Consider the following 12,410-nt stretch of genomic DNA (forward strand, 5'->3'; position numbering starts at 1 on the left):
TTATAGGTGTACCATTAACATTGTAACGAAAATATACGTTAAGCAAAATTCGACATAAAATGAGCCGAACTTCCTAATCTAAGGAATATTCGGCTCATATATTTTATTTGGGCTGTAATTTGTTCTCTTCAAAATCCTTCATTATTTTATAAAACGTGTTTTTCTTTAGCTCTAACATTTCCATAAACATAACAGCAGTAATTTCGCCACTCTTCCATTTTGAATGAGTTTCTTCTATTATATTTATTTGTTGTTTGCTTAAGGTTGAAAGGTTCACTTGAGGACGGCCTAAATGCTTTCCTTGAGATTTAGCTATTGCAATCCCTTCCGCTTGTCGCTGATAAATTTTTTTACGCTCTTGATCTGCAACATAGGAAAGCAAAGATAAGAATTGGTCTTCCATTAATCGTCCCATATCACCCATATCACGAAATTTACGACTATCAAACAAAGTTTCGTTTTCTAAAACAACAATATCAGCTTGTAATTCCCTTGTTATGTATTTCCACTCCGAAATGACTTCATCATAGTTACGTCCCATACGATCTAAAGCATCTATGTAAACAATATCACCTGCACTCAATATTTTTCGTAATAATTGATACTGAGGACGATCAAAGTGTCGTCCACTTGCTTTGTCAACAAAAATACGCCTAGCTTCCACTCCTCGTTCCATCATCTTATGTAATTGACGTTGTTCGTTTTGATCTTTTGTACTTACACGTATATATCCATAAATATTTGCCACGTTTGAGATGCTCCTTACATTTGTTACCACAATTATACCACTTTCGTTTATAAAGGTATTCATTAAAAATAAACGTTTATAAAACAATTCCATCCACCTTTATAAACTTGATATTTCAATGTTTCATAGATGTTCTCCATATGTTTGTAAAGGTATACCTTTACAAACGGCGGTTTGCTTTTCCTATTAACGAAAGGGATATTTTAGTTTCCATTTTAGAAACCATCTACTTTTCAGTATCGAATAATCCCTATTTAGCTGAAAAATAGCCTTAACATACAACTAACCTTTAAACTATATCTAAGCATATAAATTTTTTCGATATGGTGAAGCCTAATGGATTTTTCATTTTAGGAGTAAACGAAAACTCGGCAAGGTTTGTTTTTCTATGTATTAACGAAATAATGTGCTCAAAAGTAAAGGTTACGATTTTTAAAATTTTTAGAGTGTAAATCTATAGTTATTTTATTTTGGAACAAAGACAATAAAAATGCGGATAAAAATTAGTTTATATTTATTATTAGATTGGAATAATTGGTAATGATTATAAAAAAATAACTGCGTGTTTTTTGTGTTAAAATAGGATGATACATTATGATTTAATTTTGAGGTGCGAATAATGATAGTTAATCATATTAATGAAACAACAATTGAATACGGAAAAAAAGTAGGGAAAAATACCCGAAAGAAACTAGGGCAATTTTTCACTCCGCCTGCGGTTGCAAGTTACATGGCAGGGTTAATGAAATACAGACAGTCGAGTGTTAGAATTTTAGATACAGGTGCAGGAACAGGCATACTGACGGGAGCATTATGCGAAAGTATTTTGGATAATGCTATTATTACGAATGTACATATCGATCTGTATGAAAATGATGAAAAGGTTCTACCCATTTTAAGGGAGAATATGAAATTAATCCAAACAAAAATGGAACAGAATGAAAAAAAAGTTACTTATTCTATAATTGAGCATAATTTTATATTGTCAAATGACGACTTTTGGAATGGTAGAGAAGAAAAATTAGAAGATGATTTATATGATGTAATCATAAGTAATCCTCCGTATAAGAAGATTGCAAAAGCTGAACCTGAATCTGTTGTGATGGATTCAGTGGTTCATGGTCAGCCAAACATTTATTTTTTATTTATGGCAATGTCAGTTAAATTATTAAAGCCAAATGGAGAAATGATTTTTATTACGCCAAGAAGTTTTACAAGTGGTCTATATTTTAGAAAGTTTAGAGAGTATTTTTTAAATACGGTCCGATTAACTAACGTACATCTTTTTAATTCTAGATTAGATGTATTTGATGGTGAAAAGGTATTACAGGAAGCAATTATATTGAGAGCAATTAAAACTAAACAAGTGACTGATTCTATTCTCATTTCAACAAGTCAAGATTTGCACACTAATGAGAGTTTTATACATAAAGTCCCCTATCAAACTGTAGTAGATATGGATTCATATAATCTTTTTATTTTGATTCCAACCTCTTTAGAAGAAGTTGAATTGCTTACGGTAATAAACTCATGGAATTATAATTTGATAAACTTGGGATTTAAATTAAAAACGGGTCCTGTTGTAGATTTTAGAGCATTGGAATTAATAAAAAAGGAACCAGAAGCAAATACTGTGCCCCTTTTATGGGCTAACCATTTCAATAATAATCGAATTTCTTTCCCAGTTGCTGTTTCTAAAAATCCGCAATATATTATCAATACAGTCGAAAGTAAAAAAATTTTACTTGATAGTAAAAATTACTTATTGGTTAAGCGACTTACGAGTAAGGAAGAACGAAGAAGAGTTCAATGTTCTCTATACTTTGCTGAGGAATTTCCTATTGAAAAAATTGGCATTGAAAATCACTTAAATTATGTTACTAAGCTAAATGGAGACATGAATAAGGAAGAAATGTATGGATTATTTGTACTTTTCAATAGTACCTTTATCGATACATACTATCGAATTTTAAACGGAAGTACACAGGTCAATGCAACTGAAGTAAATGCTATTCCTCTTCCTTCTTTGAATGATATTAAAAAGATGGGAAAACGATTGATGGAAATGAACTCTATAACAACAGAATCTTGTGATACGATAATAAAAGCATTGTTTCAAAACAACCCAATGAAAGAAAAAGGTACAGAATAAAAAGGAGCTGACATAACAAATGGGGAAATTGGAAGAGGCAAAAGAAATATTAAAAAAATTAGGGATGCCCAAACAACAGTACAACGACAGAAGTGGTTATGTGTTATTGGCATTGGCAGGTGTAAGGGAGGATGATAGTTGGAATAACGCTTCTATTAATTCTTTGAGAATTGTTGATATGATGAGTTTTATGGCTGAACATTATGGAAAGATGTATAAACCTAATTCTAGGGAGACGATAAGAAAAGAATCTATTCACCAATTTGTGGACGGTGCAATTGCGGTTAGTAACGATGATGATGACGAAAGAGCAACGAATAGCCCTAAATATTCTTATAGACTTGCTGATGAAACATTAGAGGTGATTCAAGCATATGGTACGAAAGAATGGGAAGGAAAATTGCAAAAATGGCTGAAAAACCATGAAACCCTTGTTGAACAATATAGCCAGGTTCGTGAAATGGCTATGATCCCTGTGGTTGCTAATGGAAAAGAGCTACAGTTTAGTCCAGGAGCACATAATGAATTACAAAGAGCTATAATAGAAGAATTTGCTCCAAGATTTGCTCAAGGAGCAGAAGTTCTTTATGTTGGGGATACAAAAAAGAAAGACTTGATTAAAAACAAAGAGAAATTGCAAGAAATTGGTGTTCTTATTACAGACCACGATAAGTTACCAGATGTTGTCCTATACGTAGCTGAAAAGAACTGGTTGTACTTTGTGGAAGCTGTCACAAGTGTAGGGCCCATTTCTGTAAAGCGAGTAAACGAAATACAAGCTATGTTAGAAAATTGTAATTGTGGAATTATATACGTTACTGCATTTTTAGATATGTCCAGTAAAAATGGATTTAAGAAATTTATAGACAAGATTGCGTGGGAAACAGAAGTTTGGATAGCTGACAATCCAGATCATATGCTCCACCTCAACGGAGATAGATTTTTCGGACCACGTTAAAATAACCTTGATAGAGTATTAGTCAGTTGATTAGTTTTAATCAGAGATCACCATATGTTAATAATAAAAAAGATTAGATATTGTTCTATCATAATATCTAATCTTTTTTATTATTGATTGACTGGATTTTAACAATATTTCTTTGTAATTGCACCTGCTATATCAATTGCTCTTTGTATATTAATTTTAGAACTAATGGCAAATTCATTTAGATACACAATCAATCAAATACACTAAGGGGTTCAGCCGAGATACATGTAAAACTAGGTCAGAGTAATACATTTTTTACTAAAAGTTGTTTATCGGTAATATTTGTAACATAAACATTCGTTTTTGTTACGTTTTGTATTTGAAAATATGAAATATCCTAGCCGTTGAACTAGCTATATCAAAAATAATACGTAACATTATTATCAAAATAGCTTTTTGTTACAACATAATTGGATACTGGAAATGAAGTACAGTACATGACCCAAAATTACATGTATCTCGGCTGAACCCCTAATAAAGTTCTATAAATTCTCTTATGGAATTTAATCTTTGGGAACCGTACTATAATTTATGAGGATTATTTTTTGTTAAATTTTTTAATTCGTTTTCAAGGGAAAGCTTAAAGCTTTTTTTTTCTTTTCAATGGATGTGATCTTACGAAAAGTTAACAAAGATAACATAGAGAATAATTTATAATATATCTCTGTATATCCGTTCTTCTTGTTTGAAATAATTTGCTCCATGGTATAGAATCTCCTTTTTTGATACAGTCCTATTTCTAATTTCAATACTTGATTATTATTTTACCAATTTTTATTAGGATCTTCTACTTTACTAATTATTAATTCTTGATAACCTATATTCTAATTTTATATTTACCTTTAATAGTGCAATTTTTTCGTTTGGGGATACTTCAAAATGCTAAGTTGATGGGCATGTATGTTGACCCTAACTAAATCATTTAAGGCAGATCAGGTATTAAACCTTGTAAAAGGTGTTTGGCAGGCATGCATAGAATCACTTCTTAGAGGTGATGACTATGACAGTGGAAACATCAATAAGGTATAGAGAAATTACAGGAACTATTTTTAGAAACGGTCGGTTTCAATATGAAGCTAGCCATAAAGTATCCTTTGATGATAACTATGAAGCCACTTTTATTCTAGGTGGCAAATACAATGAGTTATTTACGATTCTTTGCCGATGTAATATGCGTTATCTTGAACCTGAGTATAAGAATGCACCTAGAATTATAATCGAATTCACTGGTTGTTATGATGAGTTTAGTGAATATTACTTCATGGATTCATTTAGAGATGTAAATGCTTTTTTGAAGGAGATGCAACCTTTAATTGATGTTGCAAAACATATGGAACAACAAACTAAATATCCTGAGTTTTAACTTAAATAAATGTGAGGGTGAATACACTCTCACACTTTTTTTGTATTCACTTGTATTCGTTTTGTAGTGAAGGAACTGAGTTAACGAATACAGAATGTATACATTATGAATCTATATAAAGTGATAACGTGGGCTATTTAGAGAAATATGCTAGAAATAAGAGACATAAGGAAAAATCTGAGGTAGGGGTTCAGCCGCATGCCCATCAACCTAAAGTTTTATTACACCCCCCAGAACGGATTTTTTAGGATTTCTTGTAGCGAAAAAACTTATTTATCGTTTTGGGGGTGACCTGTTTTCTTAGGTTGATGGCAATGTGGTGATACCCCTCATTGTATTTAGAGTAAAAATTTTTAAATATAGCAGAAATGATAATGAAGCATTTATCTCTAATTTGCTAACTAAAATTTTTCAATAAAATTAATGTAGTAGAACCAATGGAGAAATAGGTTATTAAATATTCTACATTTTATAGACTTGCTAAACAGTATAAAGAAGTAAAAAAAGGGAATCCTAACGAATAATTAAGGATGATTCAGGGGGTACCAAATGGAGCATAAAACAAAAGTAACAATTGGAGATTACGTTCAATTTTTATATCGTAAAAATCCTAATTTAGAATTAACCGGATATGTAATCAGTGTTCTACAGAATACAATTGTTGTAGATATTACAGAGATAATGGGATTTGAAGTAGATGATGTTAGGCAAGTAGTAAAACACGGTTACTATAATAAAGTGAATCAAAGGCAAATAAAAAATAATGTTTCATAAAAAATGCTCCTAGATCAATCTAGGAGCATTTTTTTGATGAAGTTACTGGATTTCTTACGATGATAAATACCAGCCGTTAAAGAGTAACATATTCATTTAGAAAAAGCACTATCATGAATTCTTTTATATGCCAACCGAAGTTCATCTTTACCTAAAATTGGTGTTTCACACCTTCACATTTTTGAGGAAGAAATTTTCTATCTGAAAACGATAAAAAAAGTCCTTAATAACTTGTTAAGGACTGCGGAATAGAACCGCAATTTGGGCTGACACCCAATCAGTTTGTAGAAAATAAATTGCGATTATAATAGCAATTGTATTCCCAAAAGCAATGTTTCAAATGGATTTTAACACACCTGTAACTGTAATGGTATCAACAAAATGTGGATTGAATTACAAATAGTGGTTACGAATATTGGAAAGAGTTTAAAAATTAATTACTTCTCATGAAGAAAAAGTATTAAGAAGAAATTGTAGCGATAAATTTTTAGAGGAAGCACCGATAGAGGGCGCTTTTTTCTTTGCTATATAAAATTTATATAATAAATGTGAAATTAACTAACCAGACAATTGAATACTATACTGTAACTCATCTGCATCATATATTGATTCATAACTAAAATATTTAAAACAAACGTTTGTATAATTCTCCTACACAAAACTTCTTCATCACATAAATAAAAATCACCCATTTACATATATTCAAGAATTATAGTTAGTTATAACGCAAAACGCATTTTCTTATAGTTAATTAATCTTGAATATTTTTATACATGTTTCTGTAAGAATGCACCATTCTTCTCTATTTACCTATTCTTATATTTTTTATAATTTATTACTATATAGATATTGATTAAAAGTATTTTACACGAAATATATGATTGAGATTTTTAGAGGAAGAGTGGATCTTTATGTATTAATTCACATAATTTTCAAACATTAAAACCCTGGATGTTAATATTTGTTATATAATAGAATCAAGCCGTAATCAATATGGTTTCCCCGTTATAAATAATGAGATAATTTGTGTGTTCCGTGTATTCGCTTTAAAGCAAAAAGAACTTGTAGTGATTTCTACCAGTTCTTTTTGCTTTTCTTATTGTATTAGAAAAAAGCCCTTTAAATATAGCAGAAACATTAATAAAGTATATATCTCTAATTTACTAACTAAAATTTTGTGATGCAATTAATGGAGTAGAAGCTATGAAGAAACATGATATTGAGTATCTTTCATTTTATAAACTTGCCAAACAGTATGAAGAAGTAAAAAAAGGGAAACCTAACATATAATTTATGATGATTCAGGGGGTACCAAATGGAGCATAGAACAAAAGTAACAATTGGGGATTATGTTCAATTTTTATATCGTAAAAATCCTAATTTACAATTAACCGGATATGTAGTGAGTGTTCTACAGAATACAATTGTTGTTGATATTACAGAGATAATGGGAAGTGAAATAGATGATTTTAGGCAAGTAGTAAAACATGGTTGCTATAATAAAGTGGTTCATAAGCAAATCAAAAATAATGTTTCATAAAAATTGCGCCTAGATATATCTAGGCGCAATTTTTATGGTGAGTAGTTCAATTATCTATATTGCTTTATATAAATGAATTTTCCAAGCGGATGTGTTTGATGTAAATATTTTTTCAAGAGATAAATTGTTTTCTGCTGCATTTTCAATTGGAACAGCAGAAAATATGTAACGACCATCCATTTTTTTGAAGTGTCCTATATTTAGTTCTGCATTTCTTAAGCGTTTGTTTGATTTTTTTGTAAACATATAGTGTTTTCCAAGTTCATCGGTGAAAATATAACAGCGGCCACCCCATTCGTCAAAATACGTACGAATCGTTTTATTCTTCGCCAGTTCCTTCTCGATTATTTTTCGAAATTCATATTTATATGATAGAGGATAAAAATTATTATATGTATCAAGTGTGTAGAATCCATTGTACTGAGCAATAGCAGGATGTAAACCAATACTAGCGACACGGTACTGTTCCAAAGGTAAATCGATATACTCTTTTATCTCCTGGAATTGTTCTTCTGCAAAAAATTCCTTTACTGAAGGTTTATTTTGAAAAATAAGTTCTTCATTAAAAAAGCTTAACAAAATAATTTGAGCTACCACAAAGCCTGTTACAGCGTGTCTCCATATTTTCCCTTGTAACCATAAAACTTTTAATCCAAGAGCGAATAAAACATAGATAACTAACGGGCGTAAAAAATGATAACGTGCAAAATTAAATGTATCTAAAATGTGAAAACGTTTTGTTAATGGAAGCCAACCTTTATAAAACCAAAAAGCATACCAAATTGACAACGCTATGTTAAACCAAAATAAAAAAACAAAGACTTTTTCTTGCTTCCATTGTTTCTTAGTAATGATAAAATACAACGCAATAAGTATGACAGGTAAAATAACAAATGTATGGACTGTCATGACATGGGTATGTCCGAAAAGGAAATTTTTCAATGTGAGGCGGAGAGACCGCCATAACGATAATCTTGCATGAAAATATTCATCTCTACTGTTAGGTGCAGTAGATAAAAAGAAGGAAGATACTAAGCGATATTCTACAATCATGTAAATGAGCGTCATATAAATAATTGAAAAAAGAAAACGAAAGTTCCATTCTTTTTTTATTACTAAGTCCACTAACCAAAGGACTCCCATTCCGCTTAAAAAAAAGAAAAAACCTAAAACAATACTCGAATATAGAGGAATAAGAGTGAGTACGAAATAGTTCTTCCACGACCTTTCTCCTTTTCGAATATTTAAAAATGCCCAAAGTGCAAGAGGCATTCCGAGAGTACTAAGCATTCCTGAAGGCCAGAAAGGAGTAAGAGCAAAAGCTAATGAAACTCCTACTGCAATGACCCTCCATTCCTCTCTAGGTAAAAAATGTTGTTTTAAAAGAACATACATCCCTATAAATGCAACCACTCTTGTAATCGTTTGACTCAATGCATACGCAACCATATTTGGAAAAAAAGCATACAACCAAACGATACCACTAAATTCCGTACTAAATGCGTTTCTTGACAATTGATTGTTTATCACCTGTGGAATTGTAGCATCAATCGGACCTATTATCTCTCCGCTCCTTGCCAAAACCTTATACCAGGACAAATTGGAATCAAGATTATCATGAACGCGAATATGCGCATTTTCTCCAAGAATAAATAAAGGAGACAAATAAATAATGAGTATGATTGCTGCAAAAACAAGTAACTTTAGTTCTTTGTTATTCTGGTTTAAAAACATTGAATGCACCTCAAGAAATTTTAAAAAAGCTTATTTATAAAATTTCCCAAACGACAGAAATTATCCCAGGGTTAATAAGGGGTTGTGATTTTTTGTAACTAAGAAACTTTTTGTATAAACTTAAGTGTGAAAGAGGGGGGATAACGGATGTAAATGTTTTTATTTTTTAATTTTGATTAGTTTTATAAAAAAGAAAAGCTTTAACAGTTAAGTGGTTCAAAGACTAGATTACAGTCATTATTTAATCTAAATAAAGAAAAGAATTATGGCGGTGAAATGCACATGCTACAATTCTTTTTAGTATATCTAAGATCTATTTATTTTCTCCTTATTGTATAAAGCTATATCCTCTTCTATATTCACAGTCTCTTTTACAACATAAATTGGTCGATTTTTACTTTCGTCATAAATACGAGCGATATATTGACCGACAATACCAAGACCAAGCAGTTGCACACCACTGAAGAATGTGATAGCAACCATAAGAGAAGCCCATCCAGTTTGGATGTCTTGTCCAATAATTTTAACAATAACTGAGTATATTAAAACTACAATAGAAATTAATACAGAGATTAAACCTAAAGTCATAACCATTCTTAGTGGCTTTGTAGAAAATGCAATAATACCATCTGAGGCAAATTTTATCATTTTCTTTAATGGATACTTTGTTTCACCCGCAAAACGTTCATTTCTTGCATATTCAATATATGTTTGGCGGAATCCAATCCAAGACATCATTCCACGTACGAAACGATTTCGTTCAGTCATTTGTTTGAATACATTTGCTACTTTACAATCAATAAGACGGAAGTCACCTGTGTCTTTAGGAATATTAATATCAGACATGAAATTTAAGAAGCGGTAGAAATATTTAGCTGTTACAAGTTTAAACCAAGTTTCACCATCACGCCGTTTTCTTTTCGCGTAAACAACCTCATAACCTTCTTCCCATTTTGCGATAAGTTCTGGAATGACTTCAGGTGGATCCTGTAAATCAGCATCAATGATGACGATAGCATCACCTTTAGCAACATCAATTCCTGCTGTTACAGCTATTTGATGTCCAAAATTCCGAGCAAAGTTTATTATTTTAGCACGAGAATCTTCGGCTGAAATACCTTTTAAAATTTCCATCGTCCGATCGGTACTACCATCATTTACAAAGATAAATTCATAATTAATATTATTTTGTAGCATAACAGATTTTAAACAATTATAGCATTCTTGTGCTACTTCTTCTTCAAAATACATAGGAACGATAATTGAAATAAGTTTCTCCAAGCTTTTATCCTCCTTGTAGTAGGGATTGGTTGAATTATTGCAAATGATTTTGTTTGTTGAATGTCCAAAGTTTATGAAGAGAAAAATTCATTATCATGCCAACACTGATAGAAAAAAGTTGTGAGATAAACTTATTGATAAAAAGTTTATCAACTAATATGAATAAGATAATTGTGTTAAAAATTAATACAATTAAATTTACAGTTAGGAATTTCAAAAATAATGATATATCTTTATTTTTGAATTCAAAAACCCAATTTTTATTCCAATAATAACTGTTAATAACACCAATTAAATAAGCAAAGCAGTTAGCGGTAAGGTAATTTATACCAAATTTAACCAAAGCTATGTAGCTAATAATTGTGATAAGTGTATTTAATATTCCTATCAAGATAAACTTTAAAAAATTCTTCATAATGTAGTATCCTCATTTTTATAAAAGATATAAAAATATAAAATGATAATTTGCAGTTTTTTGTATAAATCAATGATTACTTTAAGGATGTATTAGGGATTACCATTTCAAAAAAGAAGATTGTACGTTTAGACATAAATGAACCGGTTCCCTGTAAGATAAAGAACCGGCTATCTATTTACTGTTGTTTTGATGGGATTTTTGTCTTGTAATGGTGATGATTATTAGTTTGGTTACCATGTCTTTTTTGGTTGTTAGGTGTAATTTCATCAGCAAATTCCATATTTGCTAAGTTTACTTTGGATGGAATAAATGATCTGGTTTTATTTTGCAAACCTTGGAACATATGTTTTGCAGGTTTAATCATATTTGAATTACGTGTTGCTAATACCCCTAAAACTGTTCCTAATCCTAGTAAAGAAGCCCAAATCCATCCTTTATTGTTCTTCTTTTTATTTCCGAATAACTCAAGCATTTGTTGAATTATTTTTCCAGAATTCAATGATGACATCAAGAAGTTAAGAATATTCATTTTTGTCCCCCCTGTAAAAAATCGTAAAAAGAAACACTAGGTTCAATTCCACATAATTTATGATGCGATATTTTATAGAAATTTATGATGCCAACTTATACTAATAATTCTTTATTTTTAAACCGGCCCCACTAATGTTACCTAATTGTTTTTTATCAAAATATGCACAATGGTTCTATGAAAAATTCAAAAATGAAATGAAAAGCTATGTATTATTGGGTTGGGATTTTATACATTCTTTTTAATATCCGGTTATGTAATGTTGAAAGGGTGAGTAACGTAAGGATCGAACCCACTAAGGTAAGTGACATATCCCATTGTGCATCCCATATATCACCTTGCATACCTAAAAAGTCTTTTGCCCCTTTTCCTCCCTTTGCTATTTTAAAAGCTAACCATTCGATGATTTCGTATAATGCAGCAATAGCAAGTGAAATACTTATACTAATCGTAACTAACCAAGGGCCTTCAGTTAGTTGGGTTTTCCGTAATAAGATTTCTCTTATCACAATGGTAAACAAGCCTTTTATCAAATGTCCAAATCGATCGTAGTGATTTCGTTTTAAATCAAAAACATCTTGTATCCAATTAAAAAGAGGCACCTCTGAGTATGTGTAATGTCCACCGATAAACATTATAATGGATAATATTGTAATGATCATATAAGAGAGTGTGGTGAGACGAAACTTATTATACATTGCAATTATAATGAATAGACCGAAAATGGCAGGAATAGCCTCTGCTGCCCATGTTGAGTATTTTGCAGGATTAATAACAGACCATATACAAACGGCCATAACAACCAATAATAAGAATAAATGAATCAATGGAAGTTTGTTTCTTATCACTTTTTTCACTCCTATTGAAAGTTTTTTACTTAAAG

The 12,410-nt window shown here is 30.8% G+C and carries 11 protein-coding genes and 1 pseudogene; 5 read left to right on the forward strand and 7 right to left on the reverse strand.

The features are described 5' to 3' along the window. Positions 1–103: 103 nt before the first annotated feature. Complete coding sequence (locus ACTFN4_RS28265; protein WP_439963162.1) at positions 104–748, reverse strand: recombinase family protein; 645 nt, start codon at positions 746–748, stop codon at positions 104–106. Between the two features lie 619 nt (positions 749–1,367). Between ACTFN4_RS28265 and ACTFN4_RS28270 the strand changes: the two genes are divergently transcribed. Next, entirely contained in the window at positions 1,368–2,900 is a 1,533-nt protein-coding gene (locus tag ACTFN4_RS28270; RefSeq protein WP_439963163.1) for an Eco57I restriction-modification methylase domain-containing protein, read from the forward strand. Positions 2,901–2,919: 19 nt separating this feature from the next. Then, positions 2,920–3,858, forward strand: a complete 939-nt coding sequence (locus ACTFN4_RS28275; protein WP_439963164.1) for a BsuBI/PstI family type II restriction endonuclease — start codon at positions 2,920–2,922, stop codon at positions 3,856–3,858. A 552-nt stretch (positions 3,859–4,410) separates the two neighbouring features. On the opposite strand, the pseudogene ACTFN4_RS28280 reads toward ACTFN4_RS28275, so the two are convergent. Beyond that, positions 4,411–4,592: pseudogene (locus ACTFN4_RS28280) on the reverse strand (hypothetical protein). A gap of 296 nt (positions 4,593–4,888) precedes the next feature. Between ACTFN4_RS28280 and ACTFN4_RS28285 the strand changes: the two are divergent. The 3 genes from ACTFN4_RS28285 to ACTFN4_RS28295 all read left to right on the forward strand — a co-directional run bounded on the left by ACTFN4_RS28285 (position 4,889) and on the right by ACTFN4_RS28295 (position 7,565). Then, positions 4,889–5,251 carry a hypothetical protein gene (locus ACTFN4_RS28285; protein WP_439963165.1) on the forward strand — a complete coding sequence of 121 codons (363 nt, stop codon included), beginning with the start codon at positions 4,889–4,891 and terminating at the stop codon, positions 5,249–5,251. Positions 5,252–5,800: 549 nt separating this feature from the next. Next, entirely contained in the window at positions 5,801–6,025 is a 225-nt protein-coding gene (locus ACTFN4_RS28290; protein WP_016123864.1) for a DUF2187 family protein, read from the forward strand. 1,315 nt (positions 6,026–7,340) lie between these two features. Continuing rightward, the gene (locus ACTFN4_RS28295) at positions 7,341–7,565 is read left to right on the forward strand and encodes a DUF2187 family protein (protein ID WP_439963166.1); all 225 of its coding nucleotides are present in this window, start codon (positions 7,341–7,343) and stop codon (positions 7,563–7,565) included. Positions 7,566–7,619: 54 nt separating this feature from the next. Here the strand turns inward: ACTFN4_RS28295 and ACTFN4_RS28300 are convergent, their stop codons facing one another. The 5 genes from ACTFN4_RS28300 to ACTFN4_RS28320 form a co-directional block, all read right to left on the reverse strand. Continuing rightward, the gene (locus tag ACTFN4_RS28300) at positions 7,620–9,299 is read right to left on the reverse strand and encodes a DUF6044 family protein (protein WP_439963167.1); all 1,680 of its coding nucleotides are present in this window, start codon (positions 9,297–9,299) and stop codon (positions 7,620–7,622) included. A gap of 306 nt (positions 9,300–9,605) precedes the next feature. After that, positions 9,606–10,580, reverse strand: coding sequence for a glycosyltransferase family 2 protein (locus ACTFN4_RS28305; protein WP_439963168.1), 975 nt, complete (start codon positions 10,578–10,580; stop codon positions 9,606–9,608). A gap of 34 nt (positions 10,581–10,614) precedes the next feature. Continuing rightward, complete coding sequence (locus ACTFN4_RS28310) at positions 10,615–10,995, reverse strand: GtrA family protein (RefSeq protein WP_439963169.1); 381 nt, start codon at positions 10,993–10,995, stop codon at positions 10,615–10,617. Positions 10,996–11,173: 178 nt separating this feature from the next. Then, a complete protein-coding gene (locus ACTFN4_RS28315) occupies positions 11,174–11,527 on the reverse strand; it encodes a hypothetical protein (RefSeq protein ID WP_439963170.1) in 354 nt (117 codons plus the stop codon). A gap of 212 nt (positions 11,528–11,739) precedes the next feature. Continuing rightward, positions 11,740–12,375 (reverse strand): DUF2238 domain-containing protein, encoded by a 636-nt coding sequence (locus tag ACTFN4_RS28320; protein WP_439963171.1) that lies wholly within the window; start codon positions 12,373–12,375, stop codon positions 11,740–11,742. Positions 12,376–12,410 lie beyond the last annotated feature (35 nt).

The organism is Bacillus cereus group sp. MYBK95-2, assembly GCF_051915225.1.
GTDB classification, from domain to species: domain Bacteria; phylum Bacillota; class Bacilli; order Bacillales; family Bacillaceae_G; genus Bacillus_A; species Bacillus_A cereus.

Excerpts from the sequence above, each read along its gene's own strand:
- ACTFN4_RS28270 (WP_439963163.1), top strand. The coding sequence starts at position 1,368 with ATGATAGTTAATCATATTAATGAAACAACAATTGAATACGGAAAAAAA.
- ACTFN4_RS28275 (WP_439963164.1), top strand. The coding sequence starts at position 2,920 with ATGGGGAAATTGGAAGAGGCAAAAGAAATATTAAAAAAATTAGGGATG.
- ACTFN4_RS28285 (WP_439963165.1), top strand. The coding sequence starts at position 4,889 with ATGACAGTGGAAACATCAATAAGGTATAGAGAAATTACAGGAACTATT.
- ACTFN4_RS28290 (WP_016123864.1), top strand. The coding sequence starts at position 5,801 with ATGGAGCATAAAACAAAAGTAACAATTGGAGATTACGTTCAATTTTTA.
- ACTFN4_RS28295 (WP_439963166.1), top strand. The coding sequence starts at position 7,341 with ATGGAGCATAGAACAAAAGTAACAATTGGGGATTATGTTCAATTTTTA.
- ACTFN4_RS28300 (WP_439963167.1), bottom strand. The coding sequence starts at position 9,299 with ATGTTTTTAAACCAGAATAACAAAGAACTAAAGTTACTTGTTTTTGCA.
- ACTFN4_RS28310 (WP_439963169.1), bottom strand. The coding sequence starts at position 10,995 with ATGAAGAATTTTTTAAAGTTTATCTTGATAGGAATATTAAATACACTT.
- ACTFN4_RS28315 (WP_439963170.1), bottom strand. The coding sequence starts at position 11,527 with ATGAATATTCTTAACTTCTTGATGTCATCATTGAATTCTGGAAAAATA.